Origin of the sequence: Amycolatopsis sp. NPDC057786, from assembly GCF_042797905.1 — a bacterium.
Taxonomy (GTDB): Bacteria; Actinomycetota; Actinomycetes; order Mycobacteriales; family Pseudonocardiaceae; genus Amycolatopsis.
In genome coordinates this window covers 34,514-56,727 of the sequence record NZ_JBHVKW010000014.1, presented here as the reverse complement: position 1 = coordinate 56,727, position 22,214 = coordinate 34,514, and the positions used below count along the sequence as shown (strand labels likewise).

Genomic DNA, 22,214 nt, shown 5'->3' with positions numbered 1-22,214 from the left:
TTCTCCCTCGTCTCATCGAGTCACCGGCACCTTCGGCCGGAATCCGAGCGCCACCCACAACCCGCACAAGGTGAAGGCCGCCAGAACCGCCGCGAGACCGACGAAGGCGGAACCGAGCGAGACCTGCGAAGCGCCGCCGATCAGCGGCATCAGCAACGCGGTGCCCAAACCGATCGACAAAAGTCGCAACGAAGCCATTTTCGCCTTGTCCGCGTCGCCGGCGTGCTGCTGCAGGGTGGTGATCAGCCAGGTGAGGCTGTTGAAATTGGCGAAGCCGACGACGAAGTAGCCCAGAAAGTGCACCACCGGCTGGCTCGACGCCGACAGGAGCAAGGCCATCGCGGCCTGCACGCCCACCCACACCGGCAGCAACCGCTGGGTGACGGTGTAGCGGGTGACGACGCTCGCGGCGAGCATTCCGATGCCGAACGTCGCCTCCAGCGCGGCGATGAACCAGCTTTGGCCGCCGTAGTGGTCGGCGACCAGCGGCACGACCAGCGTGCTCAAGCTGTGCGCCGCGACGAAATCCGCCGCGCACAGCACGAGCATCCCGAAGACCACCAGCTCGCCGCGGTACTGACGGAGCATCTGCCGCCAGTCACGGACGGCGGCGGGCAGTGCCGCGCGGAGCGGTACCGACGAAAGCGCGCCCCGGCCTTCAGCCTTGTCCAGCCTCACCGTGGACATCCACACCGCGGCGCCCGCCGATCCCGCCGCGGTCAGCAGCAGCGCGTGGGCGGCGGTGCCCACGGTCAGCACCAGGCCGAGGAGCGCCATCCCGCCCAGGACACCGACCTGGATCGCCGCGCCACTCAGTCCGTTGACCTTGACCTTGTTCTCCTCGCTCACGTGATGGGCGATGAACTTGAACAAGGCCGTTCGCTGGACGTTGTCGAGCATCGCCAGCACCAGCGCGGCGACCGTGATCAACGGGACCGCGTGCGGGACCGCCCCCGCCCCGGCCACGGCGATCGCCAGCACCACGATCGCTCGCGAGAAACTGCAGATCGCGTACACCCGTTGCGATCTGAGGCCGTCGACCAGCGGGCCGGCGAACGGCAGGACGGCGATCGCGCCGATTCCCTGCGCGGTGACCACCACCGCGAACGCCAGCGGCGTGCCGGTGATGGTGAACAACAGCTGTCCCAACGCGAGGACATAGACCCCCACCCCCACGCTCGACAGCAGGATCGAGCCGAGGACCGTGCGCGACTTGGGGTCCCGCCAGATCATCGCCGCTCCAGCCGTCGGTCGATGATCGGCTTGATCTTGCCGCTCACCGGATCACGGTCGAGCCCGCCCTCGGCATGGCATTCGACGACGAGGTCGAAAACGTCCAGGGTGTTGTCGAAGTCGTCGAGATCCTCGTCGAGTTCGAACCACTCCAGCAGGTGAGCGCGTACCTCCGCGGGATCCGGCGACGACGGCGACTCCATCCGCATGACCAGGGTCTCCGTGCCGCCGTGCGAGATGATTTCGACCTGCAGCTGGGACACCTGGAACTTCGCCAGCGCGGCCATCACCTCCCGGTAGCCCAGTCGGCTCCGGCTCGCCATGATCTTGATCAGCCCGTCGGAACGGCCGAGGTACTCCAGCACCTTGCCCGAAACCCCGCAGCCGCACTCGTGGTGGTAGACGCGGCCACTGTCCCCGATCCGGTACCTGATCAGCGGCCCTTCGAACTTCTGCAGGCTCGTGATCAGCAGATCGCCGGGTTCACCGTCCGGCATGGGCTCGCCATCCTCGCCGACGACCTCGATGAGGTTGTAGTCCTCACACAGGTGGTGCGTCGTCCCGCTCAGCTCGCCGCATTGATAGCCGAGCTGGGCCCCGTCGTTCGCGGCGAGGATGCTGGAGATGACCTCAGTGCCGAGGTTCCCCCGCAACCAGACCTTGTCGGTCTCGCTCATCGGCAAGCCGCCGTAGATGACCTTCTGAAGGCGTAGTCGGGGACGGCGTGCCTTCGCCTCGCGCAGCAAGGGCATGATCAGCGCGGGCTGCCCGACGAGCACGTTGGGGGCGAAGATGTCGGTCAGTGTCACCAGATCCTCGACCGAGATGGCCTGGCCCATCGTGTAGCACTCCACCGGCATCCTGGCGAACTCGCTGAGCGTGGTGGTGAGCCCGCCGTACATCTTGCCGCCGTAGAGGGTGTTGATCACGCGGTCGCCCGCGCGCAACCCGAGCTCGTAGAAGAGCGGCACGGCCTCGCGCACCATGTTCTCCCAATCGGTGCGCGAATACACGACATAACGCGGCTGCCCGGACGAGCCTCCGCTGCGCAGCACCTCGCCGCTGGGAAGGTCGTCGGTGAGCATGTCCCTGGCCGCGGGCAGCGAATGCGCGTCCAGGTCGGTCTTCTCCAGCACGGGCAGCCGCGCCAGGTCCGCCAGCCCGTCGACGACCGGAAGGTCACGGTAGAAGGCGGTGCGCCGGGCCCGTTCGACGACGTACCGGAGTTTGGCGTCCAGCCGCCCGCTCCCCCGCGTGTCGTCGAGGCTCCGGACGACCGAAAGCCGGGTGCCCATCAGGTAGTCCCGGTGGAACAGCCGCCGGACCCAGTCCGACCGGCAGTCCAGCTCCAGCGCCGAACCCGCGGCCCTCGCCACCTCGCCGGCTCTCCCCGGATCGACGTGGATCCGGAGGTCCCCCGAATTCGCTTGCCCGGCAGTGCCGAACAACTCCTCGTCGCCCCACTCCACCGACGGACCGCCCGGCCGGATCGGGACCAGGTCCGGGACGTGGACGACCACCCCGTCCGGGACGACCTCGCGTTCGTCGGCCATTCGTGCCTCCGGCACCGGGAAACCGGGCTGCCGCAGCAGTTTGATCAGCCCTTCCCAGAACGGCCGCCTCGCTGTGCGGATGACCACGGAGTCGCCCGCCGCCCAGCCGAGCAGAAGCCCCCGCAAAGTGTTGCCCGCACGCCGATCGTCCAAGACCAGCGTCCCGATCGGCCGGAACTCCTCGACGTCGTTGGTGTCGACCAGCACCCGCCAGGGGTACTGGTCCAAACCGCCGAAAAGCTCGTCGAGCGCTCGGGCCAGGCCACCTCCGGCGAAGATCGCCGCCAGCCGGGACAGGCCGGCTTCCGCCAGGAACGTGTTCAGCTCACCGTCCGGGTCTCCGGACAGCGCGGCCGCCGCATGGTCGACCGTCAGCACCAGGTCGGTCGGGTAGTACCTCATTCCGTTCCTCCAGCATCGACCGAAATGGATCGCGCGCACTCGATGAGGAATCCCCTCAGCACACGGGCGTCGCGATGGGAAGCCTCGATGAAGACCGGCGCCAGCCACTCGTGGTACGTGACGTGGTCGGGCAAGGGATCCGTGGGTGCCAGCTGGTGAACCTGGTCCACACAGGAATGTGCGCGCAGGTGATCGGGGATCGTGATCGTATGCCCGCGTCCGCCTTCCAGGTGGTGGCCGGGGAACACGAGCCAGCCGTGGTACCGGCCGCTGGCCGCGGCGGGCTCCGGCCGGTCCAGGCCGAGCCGGATCGCGATCTCGTGCGCGGGCAGGTGCACGCCGCGATGGCGCTGGTGCGCCGTGATCACGCCTGCGCCACCGACCCGGTTGGCGGCCTCCAGGAAGACCAGTTCTCCTTGCGGCGTCTCGAACATCTCGAGATGCAGAGAGCCTTCCTCGATCTCCAGAGCTTTGACCACCTGCTCCGCGAACGTCCGGTGCCGGGGGTCGAACGGGATCTGGTGCGACCCGAGCGGCAGGCCGTCCACGAAGTCGATGGGCTTGTTGACGTAGCGGCTGACCACGAGCTCGACCAGCGCGCCGGCGCTCACCAGACCGTCGGCGTGCAGGATCTCACCTTCGACGTACTCCTCGAGCTGGTAGTCGTGTCGCTCGTCCAGCTTCCAGTAGGCAGCCAGGGCTTCCATCGCGGTCGCGTAGACGTGGACGTCCTCGCTGGAAGCGCCTCGACGTGGCTTGAGGACGGTCTTGTCCCGCCACGGCAAAGGGCGGCAACTCATCGGAGCCGCGACGAACCGGGGATACCGCAGTCCCGATTCGGCGAGCGCCTCCTTCATGCTCACCTTGTCCCGGATCCGTTCCAGTCGCGACAGCGAGGTGCCCGGCAGCCCCAGGTGGTTCCGCACGTGCCAGGCCTCCAGCTGCCCGAACTCCGAAAGCGAGAGCACCTTTTCGAAACCGTCCGCGCGCGAGACACGGGACGTGATCCCCTCCACCAGGTCCTGACCGTCATCGAGTTCGATGCGGACGCAGCGAAGATCGTCCGGCAGATCCGCCATCCGGCGCGGAAGACCGATGTAGGTCACCTCGTGACACTGGTGGTCGAGCGCGGCGCGATAGTCGATTTTGGCGTCGGGCACCTGATGAATGACCAAGATCTTCATTCCTGACACTCCAAGGCCGTGATCCCCCAGCTGAAGCCCATGGCGCTGGTCGCGAGCAGGATCAGGTCGCCGGGCCGCAGCCTTTCCTCCGCCATCAGCCCCTGCAAGGCGATCAGCGTGTCGGCGCAGCCCATATGGCCGAGCCGGTCGTAGTTGAAGACGCTCTTGCCCACCGGGATGCCGATGCCGCGGAGCAGCTTCTCGTGCATGCTCCGGTCACCGTGGTTGATCAGGAACCAGGCGATGTCCTCCGGCCCCCTGTCCAATGCGGACAGTGTCTCCGCCACCAGAGCAGCGAAGTTCTCGACGTAAGCCGCCGCGAGTCCTTCGCGATGGCTTTGCCGCCGGATGGTGACCCGGTCCGGCCGTCTTTCCCCCGCGTAGTAGTCGGACCAGCCTGGATCGGTGCGCATCGCCGAGTGCAGCATCTTGAACACCGGCGCGCCGCGGCCGAGCAGCACCGCGGCACCCGCGTCCCCGAAATTGAAGAGTGCCTTGGAATCCGGGTCGCCGTAGTCGACGAGGCGGCTCAACCGGTCCCCGGTGAGCACCAGGGTGTACTCGCTGCGGCCGAGGTCGAGGTCGTCGCAGGCGACCCGGACGGCCGCCGTCAGCGCGTTGCAGAAGTTCACCACTTCGAAGCAGTGCGCCCGATCGATGCCCAGTTCATGCGCCACCTTGGCCGCGGGCGACCAGAACGGGATGTCCCATTCGCCAGAGCCGGCGTAGATCACCTGCCCGATGGCGGAACGGGGCACCCCCGCGCGGCCGAGCACCGCGACGGCGGCGGCGAGCGCGAGTTCCCACGCTTGTTCCCCTTCTCCCAGCGCGGGGAACTCCTCGCAATGCGTGATCGCCAGGATCTCCGCCATGTCCACACCGGACTCGGCGTGCATGTCCTGGACTTTCGCACTGGACCGCGGGAACACCACCTCGAAGTCGAGGATCCCGCTCACCGTTCGTCCGACGCGATACTGATCCGGTGCACCGTGCGGGACACACCGGGCTCGACGGCGGTCGCCGCGTGGTACGTCGTCGCGGTCTTCCACACCACGAGGTCGTTCGGTGTCCACCGGTGGGTGTAGACGTGGGCTTCGTCCTGGATCAGCTGGTCCAGGAGCGTGAAGAAGGCCTCGTTCTCATTGGCGTCGAACCCGTTCACCGAGTCCATGTACTCCGGTGCGCCGTAGACGTACTCGCGGCCGTTGTCCGGATCCACCCGGACCAGCGGGTGTTCCACCTTCGGGTGTTCGAGGTCGACCTTCGCCCTCAGCTCGGCGATGGACAGGCCGACGTCCTCGGCGCGGACCCGGAACCGCTTGTTCACCGTGTGCAGCGCTGTGCGCCCGGCGACCTTGGCCTTCCATTCCTCGGGCAGCCGGTCGTAGACGTCGGCCGCGTTGGCGTAAAGGGTGTGGCCGCTGGTTCCCGGGACATTGACCCCGTGGAGCATCGTGTACGGCGCGGGGTTGCCGATATAGGACGAATCCTGGTGCCAGAAGTTCCCGACCCTCGCGACCCCGATCGGCTTGTCGTTCTTCACCTCGTTCGAGGAGATCATGATCTCCTCGATCTCGGGATGGCGGTACTTGGCCATCAGGAACGGCACCGGCCTGCCGAGCCGCTGGGCCAGTTCCAGCTGCTGTCGCGGCTTCAGCTCGATACCGCGGACGACCACGAGCTCCCGCTGGTGAAGGATCTCGGTGAACTTGCCGAACACCTCGTCCGTGGCCAGTTCCTCGTAGGTGAGGTCCAGCATCTCCGAACCGATGAAGGAGGTGAGTTCGTTGATCCGCATTTCTTCTCCTGGAATAGGGTCGGTCTTCGGTGGTTCATTCCTCGATGGACAGGCACTGCCCGAGCGCGCTGACGAAGCCGTCGATCTGCTCAGGCGTCCGATAGGGAGCGACGGTGATCCGGAATCGCTCACCGCCCTTGGGAACGGAAGGGAAGTTGACCGGCTGCACGTAGATGTCGTGCTCGTCGAGCAGCCGCTTCGACACCTTCTTGACTCGATCACTGCCCGGCACGAGCACCGGGACCAGATGGCTCTCGGCGTCGAGGAACTCGATACCCGCCGCGCGGAGGGCGTTCTTCAGGTAGGCGACGTTCGCCCGCAGGTCGCGCCGCAGACCCTCGTCACGCCGGATGACTTCGAGGCTCTTGAGCGTCCCGTCCAGCACGGCTCTGGGAATGGTGGTGGTGAAGATGAACCCCGGCGCGTGGGAGCGGACGTAGTCCAAGGCGCTGTCCGGGCCTGCCACGTACCCGCCGGTGGTGCCGACGGCCTTGCCGAACACCCCCTGGATGAACGTCGCACGGTGCTCGCCGACCTCTTCGCAGATACCCGCGCCCGTCGGCCCGTTGGGCCCGATGGCATGTGTCTCGTCGATGAAGGTCAGCGCGTTGTACTTCTCGGCCAGATCGCAGATGGCCGTCACCGGGGCGGTGTCACCGTCCATCGAGTACACGGACTCGAACACGATGAGTTTCGGCTCCTCGGGTTCGTACTCGCCCAGCGCCTGTTCGAGCGCCGCCAGATCGTTGTGCGGGAAAATGTGCTTGCGGCTTCCCGAGCGCCGGATCCCCTCGATGAGCGACCGGTGGTTGAGCGAGTCCGAGAAGATCACCAGGTCCGGGATGCCCGCCGCCAGCGTCGTGAGCGTCTCGAAGTTCGCGACGTAGCCGCTCGTGAAGACGAGTGCGCGCTCTTTCCCGTGCCACGTCGCGAGTTCGGCTTCCAGCTGAACGTGCGCTTCACTGGTTCCCGCGATGTTGCGCGAACCGCCGTTGCCGACACCGTGCAGTTCCGCGGAGTCGATCTGCGCCTGGATCACGTCCGGATGCTGGCTCATGCCGAGGTAGTCGTTGGTGCACCAGACCTGGATCTTCCGGCCGGAGTGCAGCGCGTGCCCCTGTTCGGCGGCCAGGTAACTGCACGGGATGTAGTGCCGGTAGAGGCCGCTCAGTTTCAGGTCTTCGACCTTCGCCCTGAGTATGTCCAAAGTGGATTCGGTACTTCGCGTGGCGGATATCGTGGGCATGCTTGTCCCCATTGTTCTCGGTGATTGCGGGTACGAGTGGCCGAGCCGAGGTCAACCGGCTACCGGCAAGGTGAGCTCACTGAAGCCGAGCTGCGCGGAAATCCGGGTTCCCGCCGGATAACGCAACGTGAAGTCGCGATCGGTGGAGATCAGGACGACCCCCAGGCGGTGCCCCGCCTTGAAGCGGTATTCCTGCGGTTGCAGATCCCATCGCAACGTGTAGGTCCGGTCCGGGCTCAGCGGTTCGGTGACACTCGCCGAATGCCGGTTGCGCACGTCGAGCCAGCCGCGGCTGACCACCTGGTAAGGCGTCTGCGCGGTGGTGTACCGGTAGATCGCCCGGCAGCCGGAATTGCCGGGAACGCTGTCACCGAAACACCAGGATTCGTCGGTGGGCCCGAATCCGGTCGGCCGGGTATCGGTGCCGTAGTCGACGAGGAGCGCGGTCAGGTACGGCGACGGCCCGGTCACCGAAGCCCGCAAAGTCACTTCGGGAACCCCGGAAATCCGCACGTCCTTCGGCAACGGCCCGGTCAGGTAAACGAGCCGGTTGGGGTCGGCGTCGCCCGTATCGGCGACGAGTTCGTCGGCGGTCCGCCCGGGCGCGTCGACGAATTCCTGGCGCTGTCCGAAGCCTGACGGCCACTGCGCCAGTTCGCCCGGCTGCGCCCGGGAATCCCCCGCTCCGAAGCGGAAGGTCACCGGACGCGCGGCCGGATCGGGCCAGTTCCGGTACCCCTGCCAGACCGTGGGCTCGGTCTCCACCTGGACCTTCGGCTCACTGAGAGCACCGTTGCGCACACCGTAGAGCCAGTGGTCGAACCACTGGTGGACGGCGTCGGTCCACACCTGCCGCCTGGAATGGAGGATGTCCACATGCGGCGTGCGCGCCAGCCATAGCCGCCGCGGGACATCGTTGCGCTCCAGCGCTTTCCACAATTCGGCGAACTGCTTCGGCTTGACGTTCCAGTCGCCGACACTGCCCACCTGGAACACACTGGCCTTGAACCGCGGAACGTCCTTGACGAAGTTGCGTTCGTGCCAGAAGGCGTTGTAGTCGCCGCTCGCCCTGTTCATCTCGCGTTCGATCCGATGGACGGCCTGGGCGCAAACACCCGGATTCTTGCGGGTGAGCACCACCTTGGCGTGCAGATCCGCGTCCTCACCGCCGTACCCGCCCGGTGCGACGACGCCGCCGTTCGCCCGGTAGTACTCGTACCAACTGGACACCGAACCGGTGGCCACGACGGTTTTCAGACCGGCCACGCCGGTTCCGGCGACGGCCAGCGCGAGAGAAGCGTTATAGGCGCCACCCGCCATCGCGACGTTCTTCGTGGACCAGTCCGCGCCGACCGCCGTGCCGTCCGCCGAGAACGCACTGGCACGACCGGTCAGCCACTCGATCACCGATTTCACGGCGAGCTTCTCGTCGGTACCGACGACACCCGGGCAGCCGTCCGACTCGCCGGTTCCCAAACCGCTCACGGAGAGGACCGCGTAGCCACGAGAGACGAAGTAGTTGTCGTAGTTGGTGCGTGCGTAGTCGACTCCGGGCCATGGCCCGGACGGCGGCGACCACGGGGACAACCGGGGCACATCGGTGACGTCCACCGGGTGATACGGCGCGTCGACCAGTCCGCCGAAATAGGGGCTGGCTTCCACTATCGACGCGACCTTGAGGCCTTGCCGCGTTTCCTTGGGCCGGGTCACATAAGCGGCGACACGATCTTTGCGGCCGTCGGCGTCACTGTCCACAGGCGTCTCGACGTACACCGTTTCACGTATTGCGTCGGCGTACGAAAAGACGGGTTGGGTTTTACCTTCACGCACGATCACTTCGGTCGCGGCTTCAGCCGTCGCGTGCGTGAGCGTGGCTCCCAAGGCAAGGCAGACACCGACGATCAGTCCACTTCGGACATTCCACAGGGTCGTCGTCGACCACCTTGACCAGGCATGATTCATCATCGAACTTCCCCCATCGCCAGTTGCGAGACGACTATGACCGACGGCCAACGGGGGCGCAAGACTTTCCAACCAGCAGACCCTTAAGGGCAACTTTTCGAACGCCCGACCTGCACCACCGACAGTTCGATCATTCTTTTTCCACCGATAAAATCGTTCAAGACCCGTGGATCATGCCGATTCAGGTGACATCGCCCTGAGCCGGGAACGAATCCCACCATGCAGACCGACTCCGGCCGCGCATGGGCACGGCCCGGTTTTCCGGTTCGTCGACCGAGCGAATCTCGTCCATCAGCCCGAATCGATGCGTCCATTTGCAGGAATACCGTCCGCCTGGACGGTATCGCGAGGTGCGCACGAAGTGAGAAAGCGTCGCGGTGATACTGGATGATGGGGGGATGTTGGTGCGCACGGAGAGGCTGCCACGGACTTCGCGGCAGCCGGCGAAGGTTCGGGTTCACACCCCCGTCGGCGTCGCCGAGGTGCTCTGGCGGGGTGACCCCGGAGAAGCCGACGGCCACCATCTCATCGAGTGGACGGTCGATGAGGACATCCTCTGGGCGCACAACACGCGGCCGGTTCCGCGTGCCGAGCCGGGACTTCGCCATGAGGGCGGCCGACTGGTCATGCGCGGGCGGCTTCAGCTGACCGACGACGGCGCCGCGTATCTTCAGCTGGGCGACTCGCCGATCCTGTTCGATCTCGCGGCACCGATTCCTGCCGATGCCGACGGTACCTGGGTGGAGATAGACGTAGGGGCAGACAGCGTCGCCGTCTGCCCCTATCGGATTTGACGCCTCAGGTCATGGCGACCAGGGTCCGCCGCTTGCCCGTGAACGGCTCGCGTCCGTGCGCCATCAGCATGTTGTTGATCACCATGATGTCACCCGGCTGCCACGGGAACGCGTAGCTGACCTTGTCGTACGTCGCCTTGATCGTGGCAAGGTCCGCCTGCGGGATCGGTGAGCCGTCGGCGAAGAACGCGTTGCGGGGCAGGTCTTCCTCCGGGTACAGCTCCAGCAGCGCCTCGCTGACCTCCTCCCCCAGGCTCGAGACGTGGAACAGATTGGCCTGGTTGAACCACACCGTCGCGCCGGTGTGCGGTTCCGCGACGAACGACGGCCGCACGTGCCGGGTGCGCAGGCCCTCGTCGGTCCACTCGTAGGTCTGCCCGTTGCCGGTGCAGTAGTCCTCCACCGTCTGGCGGTCGTCGGTCTGGAACGCCTCCTGCCAGGTCAGCCCGAGCCCTTCACGGAACGCCCGGGTGTAGGTGACGCCTCCCGCGAACCGCTCGCGCAGGTCCTCCGGCAGCAGGCGGTACATCGCGCGGCTGTCGGCGATCGGCGTCGCGCCACCGGTTTCGGCCGCGGTGTCACACAGGAAGAACAGGCGGTCCGGCCAGTGCGCCGAGTACGAGTTCTCGTTGTGCATCGGGATCGACTCGGCGGGCGGGTATTCCGTCGAGGTGTAGATGTTGCCCGAGACCGTCGACCGCGGTGTCGACCGTTCCGTATACGTCAGCAGCGCGCCGCCGATCTCCTCGGTGACCTGGTTGAACACCGCGAGATCGGCAGGCATCCCGCGCAGCAGGATCGCGCCGTGCTCGCGCAGCCGGTCCTGCAGTACTTCGCGGTGCGCGCGGACCCAGTCCAGTCCCGTGGCTGCGTACACGGTGAGTTTCGTGTGTTCGTTGCCCTCGACGTGACCTAGGTTCGCCGCGAGTTCGGCGGTCATGACTCCTCCAGTTCGAATCGGATCAGCTTGGCGGCCTCGGCGTGCAGCGCGGCGAGGTCTTCGGTGTCGGCGAACCCCGCGGCGAGGACGTTCACCGCGTAGATCTCCTGGTCGTCGGTGAGCAGCTGGCCGGGGCGCACGATCGTGACGACCTCCAGGACCTCGGGCAGGTCGGCGACCTCGTCGGTGCCCTCGACGCGGACCAGCCGCCCGGTACCCTCGGCGTAGAAGATCAGGTAGCCGACCGGCACCGGCAGGCCAGCACCTCGCGCGGGTCGCGGCGTGCCCAGTGCGAGTGACACCGCTTCGGCGATGACGTCGATGCCGGTCGCGAGCTTGAGCAGAACCGGCTGGGCGCCGCCGGCCGGGCGGCCCGCGTTCACCTCGACGATCGTCGGACCCAGCTCGGCGTCGTCGATCAGCTCCAGGTGAGCGCAGGTGTTGTCCAGGCCAAGGGCGAGCGCGGCGGCCGTCGCCGCCGCGAACAGCCGTTCGTTGTCCTTTTCGGACAGTTCGAGCGACGGGCAGACCATGCCCAGCTCGAACTTGCGCTCGTCGATCAGCGGCTTCTCCACCACGGCCACCGGCTCCGCGACACCGTCGCGCACGAGGACGTCGACCGCGTACTCCGGGCCACGCAGCAGACCTTCCACGAGGAACACCCGCAGCGGGTCGATCGGCGACGGTCCGCCGCCGACGAGCCGGTGGTACCGGGCGTCCTCCGACAGCGGCAACCGCTCGGCCAGCAGCCGGTATGCCGCCGCCAGGTCGTCCACAGTGGACACGGTGCGCACGAGGTTGCTCGCGGCGCCGTTCACCGGCTTGATGATCGCCGGGAGCCCGACCGCCGCGGCCACCGACGCCGCCTCGGACTCGGCGGAGATCAGCGCGGAGCGCGGCCCCGGCAATCCGGCGGCGGCCAGCATCTGCCGGACCGCGAACTTGTTGTGCGTCACGGTGAACACCGACGCCGGGCAGCGCGCGACGCCGAGCAGCTCGGCCGCGCGCGCGACGCTCGCGATGATCCCCTCGGCGGCGGTCACCAACCCTGCCGGACGCGTGTTCCGCGCCCGGATCGCCTCGGCCACGGATTCGGCGTCACGGACGTCGTCGACGAAGACGAAGCCGTCCACCACTTCCGTCAGCTGTGCCTGTTCGGCCGGTTCCAGTGGCTGCGTGACCAGTTCGGCCCCCAGCCCGGCCGCGCGTATGGCGGCCACGAAGTCGGCGATCCACTGCCCTGAGGTCTCGCAGACCACGAACGCGGTCTTCACACTTCCTCCAGTTCCAGCCGGACGAGTTTGCTCGCCTCCGCGTGCAGATCGGCGAGGTCGTCGTGATCGGCGAACCCGGCCACGACGAGGTTGACCGCGTAGGTCTCCTGTTCGTCGGTGAGCACCTGCCCCGGCGAGACGGTGGTGACGACGTCGATCACCTCGGGCAGCTCGGCGATCTCGTCGAGCCCGCCGATACCGGTCAACCGGCCGGAACCGGCCGCGTAAAGGATCAGCATGCCCAGCGGGATCGGCAGTTTGGCGGGTTCCCGCACCGGCGGTGGAGCGCCGACCGCGAGCGCCGCCAGTTCGGCGAACACGTCGATGCCGGTGCGCAGTTTCGCCAGCAGCGGCATGATCGACCCGGCGGGCCTGCCCGCGTTGACCTCGACGATCGTCGGACCGCGGTCGGCGTCGTCGATCACTTCGACATGGGCACAGGTGTTGTCGAGGCCCAGCGCGCGGACGGCGGCGACCGCCGCGGCCGTGACCAGCTCGGCCCGGTCGGCGGTGAGCCCGGCGGGCGGGCACGACAGCGCCAGCTCGAACTTCCGCTCGTCGATCAGTGGCTTGTCGAGGATCTCGACCGGTTCGGCCACCCCGTCACGGACCAGCACGTCCACCGCGTACTCCGGACCGGACAGCAATCCTTCGACGAGGAACGTCGCCGAAGGGTCCAGTGTCCCCAGTGGACGGTGATAGCGCGGATCGGCGGACTCGGGCAGACGCGTGGCCAGCAGCTCGTAGGCGGCCGCCAGTTCGTCCACGGTGGACACCGTGCGGATCAGATTGCTGCCCGCCCCGTTGACCGGTTTGACGATCGCCGGGAGCCCGACCGCGGAAGCGACCGACGCCGCCTCGGCTGCCGACGAGATCAGCGCGTGCGCCGGTCCGGGAAGCCCGGCCGCGGCGAGCGCCTCCCGGACCGCGAACTTGTTCGCGCACAAGGCGAACACCGACGCCGGGCAGCGTGCCACCCCGAGCAGCTCGGCGGCGCGGGCGGTGCTCGCGATGGCACCGTCCGAGCCGGTGAAGAGACCGGCCAACGCGCCGCCGTCGATCTCCCGGACCTTCGCCGCGACGGCTTCCGGGTCGTGGACGTCGTCGAGCGCGACGACGTCGTCCACCACGCCTGCCAGCGCGGCCCGCTCGGCCTCGTCCATCGGCGGGGCGAGCAGCACCACGCGGTGCCCGGCGGCCCGCATCGACGGCGCGACCTCGCCGACCCAGTGCCCTCGGGCCTCCCTGACCAGCACCGCCGTACTCATGCGGCTTCCTTCCCCGCGAGCTTGCGCTCCCGTTCCTGCGCCCCGACCAGGTCGTCGGGCAGTGAATCGGGCACCTCGGTGTCGAACCGGCGCAGCCGCCGCAGCGAGAACCCGCCCACGTTGATCAGCAGCAGGATCAGTGCGAAGACGACGTAGGCGAGCCCGATCCCCCGGGTCTCCCCCGTTCCGAGCACGGCGCCGACCGACCCGGTCAGCGCCCCGCCCGGTGCCAGCAGCGGCGAGAACCAGCCGACGGCCAGCGGCGCCAGGACGGCGAACCCGATCGGCAGTGTCGACCACGTGATCGTCTGGTTGATCGCGAACACCCGGCCGTGGAACCGCTGCGGCACCTTGACCTGCACCAGCGTCGCGTAGATGCCCTGCGACACGGACATCGCGGCGGCCAGGAGGAACACCCCGGCCGCGACGACGATCAGCGACGGCCGCAGGCCCATCACCAGGCAGCCGAGCGCGATCCCGACGTTGCCGACGAGCACGCCGATCATCCGCCGGTTCCGCGGGCCACCCCACAGCGCCATCCCGATCCCGCCCGCCACCGCGCCGACGGCCTCGGCCAGCGCCACCTTCGCGACGTCGGTGACCGAGCCGAACGACAGCACGAGCGGCGACAGCAGCACGAGAGCGGGGGCGAGGAAGACGTTCGCCAGCGCGAAGTACAGCAGCATCGTGCGGAAACCGCGGTGGTTCCACGAGTACCGCAACCCGCCGGCGATCGCCGTCAGCAGCGGTTCGCGCGGGCGCCAGCCCATCATGTCGGGGAACCGCACCAGCAGCAGGCCCACGATCGCGAACGCGTAGCTCGCCATGTCCAGGATCAGGATGCCGGACAGCTGGATCGTCGCCAGCAGCCCGGCCGCGAGCACCGGCATCAGCAGCTGGGCGAAACCGGTGGACAGCTGCGCGAGGCCCATCGCGTGGCCGAGATACTGCTTCGGCACCAGTTGCGCCACCGACGACTGATAGGCGATGCGCTGGAACGACGCGGCCACCGACCCGAGCGGGATCAGCACGTAGAACAACCACAGCTGGACGTTCCCGGTGATCAGCAGCAACGCCAGGATCAGCTGGATCCCGCCGGCGGTGCCGCTGGCGGCGATCATGATCCGCCGCCGGTCGCCGCGGTCGACCAGTGCGCCCGCCACCGGCAGGACGAGCACGCCGAACAGCAGCGCGAGCGCCCACAGCAGACCGAGGTCGGCGACCGAGCCCGTGCGGGTGTAGAGCCAGATCGGCACCGCGAACGACGTAAGCGCGGAGCCGGTCGAGGACACCAGCTGCCCGACCGTGATGGTGACGAATCGGGCCATACTCGGTCGCACCGCGGGTTTGTCGTCCACAGTGGACCGATGGGTTTCGTGCACCGCCCAGCCCGCGTCCTCGCCGCGGACCCGGACGTCGAGTTCGCCGGGATCGTCCAGCGCCGGGTGCACGCGCGTGACGATCTCCGCGAGTTCTTCGGCCCGGTAGCGCAGGAAGAAGTGCCCTGCCTGGTCGAGCACCACGAGCCCGGTGGTGTCCGTGAGGAACTCCCATTCCCGGTACCGCTCGGCGTAGAAGTCGGTGACCGGGTCCTCGGAGCCGACCACCGACACGATCGGCGCGCGCAGCTTGGCCACGCGGGCGTCGAGCAGGCCGCTGAAGTACTCCTCGGCGGCGCGGCTGTCGGCACGCATGTTCGTGATGATCCGGTCGGCCTGCGCCGGGTCGAGGTCGTCGGTGTCGACGCCCATGCCCTTGAGCCAGTTCGAGTAGTACCGGTTGCTGCGCAGCTTCTCCAGCCGGGTGCGCAGCGAGCCCACCGGGCCCTTCATGCGGGCGAACGGGAAGATCGCGCCGATGTAGACGACCTCCAGCTCGCGGCCGCGCTCTTCGAGCAGCCGGGCGACGGCGACGGCGAGCGCGTTGCCGACACCGCAGTGACCGTAGATCGCCAGCGGGCCGTCGACGCGGTCGAGGATCTCGTCGGCCAGCCGTTCGACCAGGTCGTCGAAGGGCAGTGCCTCTTCGGACAGTCCGACGTCGTGGCCGGGAATGGCGACCGAATAGAGCGAGTAGCCCTCGGGGAGCGCGTCTGCCAGTGGCTGGTAGACGATCGCGCTGCCACCGCCGTAGGGGAAGCAGACGTAGGTCAGCGTCCGCTGCTTGGCCGGCTTGGTCAGCTCGTACAGCAGGTGGCGCGGCCGGTCGGTGTCGTCACCGTCCATGAAGGACGCCAGCTCGCCGATCGTGCGATGCTGGAACAGATCCATGACGCCGACCTGCCCGGCGCCCGCCTTGCCGATCCGCGCCACCACCTGGGTGGCCAGCATCGAGTGCCCGCCGAGGTCGAAGAAGTCGTCGTCGACGCCAAGCTCGTCCACCTTGAGCACGTCCCGCCAGATTTCGGCCAGCAGGATCTCGACCGGGGTCGACGGCGCGACCAGTTCCTTGGTCGCGTCACGGGACGCGACCGGCGCGGGCAGCGCCTTGCGGTCGAGTTTGCCGTTCGGGGTGAGCGGCAGTTCGTCGAGCGCGACGAACGACGGCGGGACCATGTAGTCCGGGAGGCTCTGTTTGAGCGCCGCCCGCAGCGCGCCGGGCTCGGCGTCGCCGACGACGTACCCGACCAGCCGCTTGTCCCCCGGCGTGTCCTCGCGGACGATCACGGCGGCGTCGCGCACACCCGGCTGGGCACGCAAGGTCGTCTCGATCTCCCCCAGTTCGATACGGAGGCCGCGCAGCTTGACCTGGTGGTCGATCCGGCCGAGGAACGCGATCGTCCCGTCCGGGCGCCAATGCGCGAGGTCGCCGGTGCGGTACATCCGTCCACTGTGGAACGGGTCGGGCACGAACCGCTCGGCCGTGAGCTCCGGGCGGTTGTGGTATCCCAGGGCGAGGCCGACACCGGCGATGTGCAGTTCGCCGGGTACGCCGACCGGGCACGGCCGCCCGGCACGGTCGAGGACGTAGATCCGGATGTTCTGGATCGGCGCCCCGATCGGCACCGACGCGACGTCGGCGAGCGCGGCGGGCGTGCAATGCCAGGAGGTGACGTCGATGGCGGCTTCGGTCGGCCCGTAGAGGTTGTGCAGCTCGCAGTCCGGCAGCCGCCGGACGAACTCGCGGGCCGCGTCGAGCGGCAACTCCTCGCCGCTGCACACGACCCGTCGCAGCGCCGTGCACGTCTCGACGCCTTGTTCGGCAAGGAACAGTGTGAGCATCGACGGCACGAAGTGCGCGGTGGTGATGCTTTCGGACGCGAGCAGCTCGCGCAGGTACGCGGCGTCCTTGTGGCCGCCGGGTTCGGCGAGCACGAGCCGCGCGCCGGTGATCAGCGGCCAGAAGAACTCCCAGACCGACACGTCGAAGCCGGCCGGGGTCTTCTGCAGCACCGAATCGGTGCCGTCGAGGCGGTACGCGCGCTGCATCCAGTCGAGCCGGTTGACGATGCCGCGGTGTCCGTTGGGCACGCCTTTCGGCTGGCCCGTCGAGCCCGAGGTGTAGATGACGTACGCCGGGTCTTCCGGTCCGGCGAGCGGCTCGGGCGGCTCTGTCGTCTCGGCGAGATCGGCAGCGTCATCTACGACAACGACGGTCGCGTCACCCGGCGGCAACGTTTCGCGCAACGCCGCCTGCGTCAGCACGACGGGAGCGGCCGCGTCCCGCAGCATGAACGCCAGCCGGTCGGCCGGGTACTCCGGGTCGAGCGGGACATACGCGCCACCGGCTTTCAGCACGGCGAGGAGCGCGACGACCAGCTCGAACGACCGCTCCGCGAACACACCGGTGAGCACGCCCGGCCCGACGCCGAGGCCACGCAGCCGGTGCGCGAGCCGGTTGGCCCGCTCGTCCAGCTCGCGGTAGGTCAGCGACGTGCCGCGGAAGGTGACCGCGGGCGCGTCCGGCGTCCGAGCGGCCTGCTCCTCGACGAGCGCGTGCAGCGTGGTCTGCGGGAACTCGGCCGTCGTGGCGTTCCAGCGCTCCAGGACGAGTTCGCGCTGCCCGGCGTCGAGGATGTCCAGTTCGGACAGTCGCCGGTCCGGGTCGGCGACGATCGAGCGCAGCAGCGTGACCAGCCTGCCTGCCATCCCGGCTACCGTGTCCTCGGTGAACAGCGCGGTGTTGTGCACGAACTTGCCGATCAGCCCGCGTTCGACCTCGATCGCGTGGAACTCGAAGTCGAACCGGGTCGCGGGCAGGTCCATCGGCAGCCAGCGGAAGTCCACTTCGGACTCTCCGGCCGCGCCCATCCGGCCCATCTCGTAGTTCTGCAGCACGAACATCGCCTGGAACACCGGCGAGCGGCTGACGTCACGGGGCACGCCGAGCGCGTTCACCAGCCGCTCGAACGGGACGTCGGCGTGCTCGAACGCGTCCAGCACGTGCCGCCGGGTGCGTTCGAGCAGCTCGGCGAACGTCGGGTCGCCCGCGAGCTGGGCACGCAGGGGCAGCATGTTGATGAACATGCCCGCCACGCCCTCCAGCTCGGGCAGACCGCGCCCGGCCGACGACGAGCCGATCGCGAAGTCCTCTTGGCCCGAGTACCGCGAAAGCAGCACCTGGTAGGCGGCCAGCAGGGTCATGAAGAGCGTGACTCCGTGCCCGCGGCTCAGCTCGCCAAGGGCGCCGGCGAGTTCGCGCTCGACGAAGAACTCGTGGATCGCGCCGTCGAAGCTCTGCTTGGCGGGCCGGGGCCGGTCGGTGGGCAGTTCCAGCGGCTCCACCCCGCTGAGCTGCGCCTTCCAGTGCTCCAGCTGCCGGTCGAGTTCGCCACCGGTGAGCGTGCGGCGCTGCCAGTGCGCGAAGTCGCCGTACCCGATGCTCAACGCGGGCAGCTCGGCCGTGCCGCCGGTGCTCAGGGCGTGGTACTGCGCGGCGAGGTCACGCAGCAGCAGGTCGACCGACCAGCCGTCGCCCACGATGTGGTGCGTGCACAGGACGAGCAGGTGCTCCTCGTCGGACACCTTGGCCAGGGTCGCGCGCAGCAGCGGGCCCGTGGCCAGGTCGAACGTCTCGGCCGCGGCGGCGTCGACGGCGGCACGGGCCGCGTCCTCGCTCCCGGCGTCCACAATGGTCAGACTGACCGTGACCGACGGTTCGATGTGGACGGTCGGCTGTCCGTCTTCCCCTGCCGGGAACCGCATCCGCAGCGCCTCGTGCCGCGCGGGCAGGGTGTCCAAAGCGGACTGGAGCGCGGTGACGTCGAGCCTTCCGGTCAGCCGGATCGGCACCGGGATGTGGTACGACCCGGTGCCCGGCGCGAACTGCTCCATGAACCAGACGCGTTCCTGCTGATAGGACAGCGGGACGACGGCGTCGGCCGGGCGCGGCGTGATGGTCGCGGTCCGCTCCGTGCGCCGCCGCAGCCGCTGTTCGAGCAGGGCTCGGCGCGCGGCCGCGCTGCTGGTTTCGTCGATCGCGGTCATGAGAGCTCGCCTTCGGCCAGCTGACGCTGGACCTCTTCGTCGCTGAGCTGGTCGAGGTCCTCCTCGAGCCGCCGCTCGATCTCGGCGGCGAGCCCGGCGACGGTGGTGAGGGTGAACAGCCCCCGCACCGGGATGTCGACTTCGACCTGTTTGCGGATCCGGGCCATCGCACGGATCGCCAGCAGCGAGTTGCCGCCACGGGCGAAGAAGTCGTCGTGCGCGCCGAGGTCGTCGACGCCGAGCAGCTCGCCGAGCACCTCGGCGACGAGCTCTTCGGCCGCGGTCCGGGGTGCGACGTACGCCGGTGCCTCATCGGGTTCGGGATCCGGCAGTGCGGCCCGGTCGAGTTTGCCGCTGGCCGCCATCGGCAGCGCGTCGAGCGACACGAACCGGGTCGGCACCAGGTACTCCGGCAGCGTCTTCCGCAGTTCTTCGGCCGCTCCTTCGGTGCTGCCGACGACGTAGCCGACGAGCGCGTCGCCGCGGACCGCCACGGCCGCGTCCCGCACCTCCGGCAGCTCGCGCAGCGCGGATTCGACCTCGCCGGGCTCGATGCGGTAGCCGCGCAGCTTCACCTGCTCGTCGATACGGCCGAGATAGTCGAGCGTGCCGTCGCGGCGCCAGCGGACGAGGTCGCCGGTGGCGTACATCCGGCCATACGGTCCCTCGATGAACTTCTCCGCGGTCAGGTCCGGTAGCCCGAGGTAGCCGCGGGCGAGCTGCGACCCGGCGACGTACAGCTCGCCCGGGACACCCGGCGGCACCGGCTGGCGACGCTCGTCGAGGACGTACACGCGGCTGCCGGGCACCGGACGGCCGATCGCGACAGGGCCGGACGGCAGCTCGTCCCCGGGTTCGACCCGGTGCACGACGCAGCCGACCGTGGCCTCGGTCGGGCCGTACTCGTTGACGACGAGCGTGCCGGGGTGCCGTTCCCGCCAAGGCTGGACGGCCTCGGCCGTCAGCGCTTCACCGCCGAGCACCAGCTCACCGGTCGGGAACAGCTCTTCGGCGAGGATGGCGAGGTGGGTCGGCGTGGCCTTGACGAACGTCGGGCGACCGCCGTCGACCACCGCTCCCCCGGCCGTGAGAGTGCCGAGCAGGGTCGTCACGGTCAGGTCGAACGACGGCGATGTGCGCAGCAACGCCCGTCCGGCCAGGCCGGGATATGCCTCACGCGCCCACGCCAGGTACGTGTCGACGGCCCGGTGCTCGACCTCTACGCCCTTGGGCCGCCCGGTCGAGCCCGACGTGTAGATCACATAGGCGACGTCGCCCGGTCCGGCCGCCGGTTCCGGGTCCTCGGCCGCGGCGGACCATGCGGCCGGATCGTCCAGCGCCAGCGTCTTGGTGTCCAGTGTGGACTCTCCGGTGACCAGCACGAACGGGACACCCGCGTCGGCGAGGATCAGCGCCTGCCGCGGAACAGGGTTGTCCGGGTCGAGCGGGACGTAGGCCGCACCGCTCTTCAGCACCCCCAGCACGCCGGTCAGCAGGTCCGCCGAGTTCGGCACGCAGACGCCGACGACGGTGCCGGGGCCCGCGCCCAGCTCGCGCAGCCGGTGGGCGACACGGTTGGCTCGCGTGTTCAGCTCGGCGTACGTCAGGCGGACCCCGCCGAAGTCGACGGCGGGCGCGTCCGGGGTTCGCCGCGCCTGGTCCTCGAATCGGGCGTGCACGGTCGTCGTGTCCGAAGTGGACACTGCCGGGTTCCAGCCGGTCAGGACCAGCTCGCGTTCGTCGTCCGACAGCAGCGGCAGATCCGCGACCGGCCGAGCCGGGTCGGCGACCGCCGCGCTCAGCAGCCGCACGTATCGCTCGGCCACGGCTTCGGCGGTCTCGCGGTCGAACAGGTCGGTGCGGTAGACGAGCCTGCCGTTCACGGCGGTCAGGTCGATCGCGATGTCGTCCTTCGCGGTGGCCGAGCGGATCGGCTCCAGCCCCGAGTCGGGCAGGAAGTTGAACCCGAGCTGGTACAGCGCCTGCACGCCGGGGTCGCGTTCGGCCCCGACCGCCTCCGCGACCGCCTGGAACGGCACCTGGCTGTGGTCGATCGCCTCCAGCAGCGTGCTCCGGACCCGCCCGACCAGTTCGGTGAACGCGGGCGCGCCGGAGCAGTCGACCCGCACGGCCATCTGGTTGACGAACATGCCGATCAGGTCGGCCAGCTCGGGCAGGTCACGGCCCGCCACCGGAACGCCGACGACGATGTCGTCCACTCTGGACAGTCGCGACAGGAGCGCCGCGTAACCGGCCAGCAGCACCATGAACGGCGACGCCGACAGCTCCCGGCCCAGCTCGCCGACGCGGTCGATCAGTCCGTCCGGGAGGGCGAAGTCCACCTGGTCACCGGCGAACGTCAGCTCCGGCGGCCGCGGGCGGTCGGTGGGCAGGCCGTGCACCGGCGGCAACCCGGCGAGCTGCGTCCGCCAATAGTCCAGCTGCTCGCTGGACGTTTCGAGCTGCCCGCGCTGCCAGGCCGAGAAGTCCGCGTACTGGATGGACAGCTCGGGCAGCTTCGGCTCGCGGCCCTCGAACACGGCGTCGCACGCCTCGCCGAGTTCGGTCCCCAGCACCAGCACCGAGCCGGCGTCGAACACGGTGTGGTGCACGACGAACGTGAGCACCCACTCGTCGTCGGCCATCCGGCACACCTGGGCCCGCCACGGCGGCGGCGAGTCGAGCGGGATGGCCCCGCTCGTCACGGCGCCGACGAGTTCGGCGAGCCGGTCGTCACGGGCGCCGTCGGGCAGGTTCCGCAGGTCGTGCACCTCGGGTTCGATCGGCACCTCGGCGTGCACCACCTGCATGAGCGCGCCGCCGTCCATGCGGAACGACGTGCGCAGTGCCTCATGCCGCCCGACGATGACGCCGAGCGCGGCGCGCCACTGCTCCGCGGTCAGCGGGCGGTCCAGCCGGGCCTGGCAGTGCAGGTTGTACACCGGGGACGCCGGGTCGAGCTGGCCGGACAGCCAGATCCGCTCCTGGCCGAACGAGGCCGGGAACGTCCATTCCTTCGTGTCGCTCATGATTTCCTGTTCAGTGAGAGGTCAAGCGAACGTGGCGTCGTGGGTACAGGTGGTCGTGAGTGTTGAGGACGGTTAGAACCGTCCTCAACACTCACGAGGCCTGAC

Annotated in this window: 13 protein-coding genes; 1 reads left to right on the top strand and 12 read right to left on the bottom strand. The window is 68.8% G+C overall.

The window, feature by feature from the left end; translation table 11 throughout:
* Positions 1 to 12 precede the first annotated feature (12 nt).
* From ACFVM3_RS11580 to ACFVM3_RS11550, 7 genes are read right to left on the bottom strand one after another with little or no spacing between them, the layout of a single operon-like run.
* Entirely contained in the window at positions 13 to 1,233 is a 1,221-nt protein-coding gene (locus ACFVM3_RS11580) for an MFS transporter (protein ID WP_378437875.1), read from the bottom strand.
* Complete coding sequence (locus tag ACFVM3_RS11575; RefSeq protein WP_378437873.1) at positions 1,230 to 3,188, bottom strand: phenylacetate--CoA ligase family protein; 1,959 nt, start codon at positions 3,186 to 3,188, stop codon at positions 1,230 to 1,232. The genes ACFVM3_RS11580 and ACFVM3_RS11575 overlap by 4 nt, the downstream gene beginning before the upstream one ends.
* Entirely contained in the window at positions 3,185 to 4,372 is a 1,188-nt protein-coding gene (locus tag ACFVM3_RS11570) for an acetyl-CoA carboxylase biotin carboxylase subunit family protein (RefSeq protein ID WP_378437871.1), read from the bottom strand. The genes ACFVM3_RS11575 and ACFVM3_RS11570 overlap by 4 nt, the downstream gene beginning before the upstream one ends.
* Entirely contained in the window at positions 4,369 to 5,328 is a 960-nt protein-coding gene (locus tag ACFVM3_RS11565; RefSeq protein WP_378437869.1) for a 3-oxoacyl-ACP synthase III family protein, read from the bottom strand. Before ACFVM3_RS11565 ends, ACFVM3_RS11570 begins: the two co-directional genes overlap by 4 nt.
* Positions 5,325 to 6,170 (bottom strand): TauD/TfdA dioxygenase family protein, encoded by an 846-nt coding sequence (locus ACFVM3_RS11560; protein ID WP_378437867.1) that lies wholly within the window; start codon positions 6,168 to 6,170, stop codon positions 5,325 to 5,327. Before ACFVM3_RS11560 ends, ACFVM3_RS11565 begins: the two co-directional genes overlap by 4 nt.
* Before the next feature lie 34 nt (positions 6,171 to 6,204).
* Positions 6,205 to 7,416 carry a 5-aminolevulinate synthase gene (gene hemA, locus ACFVM3_RS11555; protein ID WP_378437865.1) on the bottom strand — a complete coding sequence of 404 codons (1,212 nt, stop codon included), beginning with the start codon at positions 7,414 to 7,416 and terminating at the stop codon, positions 6,205 to 6,207.
* Positions 7,417 to 7,467: 51 nt separating this feature from the next.
* A complete protein-coding gene (locus ACFVM3_RS11550; protein WP_378437864.1) occupies positions 7,468 to 9,381 on the bottom strand; it encodes a Xaa-Pro dipeptidyl-peptidase in 1,914 nt (637 codons plus the stop codon).
* A 395-nt stretch (positions 9,382 to 9,776) separates the two neighbouring features.
* Between ACFVM3_RS11550 and ACFVM3_RS11545 the strand changes: the two genes are divergently transcribed.
* Entirely contained in the window at positions 9,777 to 10,172 is a 396-nt protein-coding gene (locus tag ACFVM3_RS11545) for a hypothetical protein (RefSeq protein WP_378437862.1), read from the top strand.
* A 4-nt stretch (positions 10,173 to 10,176) separates the two neighbouring features.
* Here ACFVM3_RS11545 and ACFVM3_RS11540 read toward each other — a convergent pair whose 3' ends face one another.
* Genes ACFVM3_RS11540 through ACFVM3_RS11520 form a run of 5 tightly spaced genes read right to left on the bottom strand, consistent with a single transcriptional unit; the run spans position 10,177 to position 22,109 of the window.
* Positions 10,177 to 11,112, bottom strand: coding sequence for a TauD/TfdA family dioxygenase (locus tag ACFVM3_RS11540; RefSeq protein WP_378437860.1), 936 nt, complete (start codon positions 11,110 to 11,112; stop codon positions 10,177 to 10,179).
* Positions 11,109 to 12,386 (bottom strand): ATP-grasp domain-containing protein, encoded by a 1,278-nt coding sequence (locus tag ACFVM3_RS11535; protein ID WP_378437858.1) that lies wholly within the window; start codon positions 12,384 to 12,386, stop codon positions 11,109 to 11,111. Before ACFVM3_RS11535 ends, ACFVM3_RS11540 begins: the two co-directional genes overlap by 4 nt.
* Positions 12,383 to 13,654 (bottom strand): ATP-grasp domain-containing protein, encoded by a 1,272-nt coding sequence (locus ACFVM3_RS11530; protein ID WP_378437856.1) that lies wholly within the window; start codon positions 13,652 to 13,654, stop codon positions 12,383 to 12,385. The genes ACFVM3_RS11535 and ACFVM3_RS11530 overlap by 4 nt, the downstream gene beginning before the upstream one ends.
* Positions 13,651 to 19,080, bottom strand: coding sequence for an amino acid adenylation domain-containing protein (locus tag ACFVM3_RS11525; RefSeq protein WP_378437855.1), 5,430 nt, complete (start codon positions 19,078 to 19,080; stop codon positions 13,651 to 13,653). Before ACFVM3_RS11525 ends, ACFVM3_RS11530 begins: the two co-directional genes overlap by 4 nt.
* The gene (locus tag ACFVM3_RS11520) at positions 19,077 to 22,109 is read right to left on the bottom strand and encodes an amino acid adenylation domain-containing protein (RefSeq protein WP_378437853.1); all 3,033 of its coding nucleotides are present in this window, start codon (positions 22,107 to 22,109) and stop codon (positions 19,077 to 19,079) included. The genes ACFVM3_RS11525 and ACFVM3_RS11520 overlap by 4 nt, the downstream gene beginning before the upstream one ends.
* Positions 22,110 to 22,214: the final 105 nt, after the last annotated feature.

Bases quoted from the DNA above. Each gene is read 5' to 3' on its own strand.
- ACFVM3_RS11580 (WP_378437875.1), bottom strand. From the start codon at position 1,233: ATGATCTGGCGGGACCCCAAGTCGCGCACGGTCCTCGGCTCGATCCTG.
- ACFVM3_RS11575 (WP_378437873.1), bottom strand. From the start codon at position 3,188: ATGAGGTACTACCCGACCGACCTGGTGCTGACGGTCGACCATGCGGCG.
- ACFVM3_RS11570 (WP_378437871.1), bottom strand. From the start codon at position 4,372: ATGAAGATCTTGGTCATTCATCAGGTGCCCGACGCCAAAATCGACTAT.
- ACFVM3_RS11560 (WP_378437867.1), bottom strand. From the start codon at position 6,170: ATGCGGATCAACGAACTCACCTCCTTCATCGGTTCGGAGATGCTGGAC.
- hemA (WP_378437865.1), bottom strand. From the start codon at position 7,416: ATGCCCACGATATCCGCCACGCGAAGTACCGAATCCACTTTGGACATA.
- ACFVM3_RS11550 (WP_378437864.1), bottom strand. From the start codon at position 9,381: ATGATGAATCATGCCTGGTCAAGGTGGTCGACGACGACCCTGTGGAAT.
- ACFVM3_RS11545 (WP_378437862.1), top strand. From the start codon at position 9,777: ATGTTGGTGCGCACGGAGAGGCTGCCACGGACTTCGCGGCAGCCGGCG.
- ACFVM3_RS11540 (WP_378437860.1), bottom strand. From the start codon at position 11,112: ATGACCGCCGAACTCGCGGCGAACCTAGGTCACGTCGAGGGCAACGAA.
- ACFVM3_RS11530 (WP_378437856.1), bottom strand. From the start codon at position 13,654: ATGAGTACGGCGGTGCTGGTCAGGGAGGCCCGAGGGCACTGGGTCGGC.
- ACFVM3_RS11525 (WP_378437855.1), bottom strand. From the start codon at position 19,080: ATGACCGCGATCGACGAAACCAGCAGCGCGGCCGCGCGCCGAGCCCTG.
- ACFVM3_RS11520 (WP_378437853.1), bottom strand. From the start codon at position 22,109: ATGAGCGACACGAAGGAATGGACGTTCCCGGCCTCGTTCGGCCAGGAG.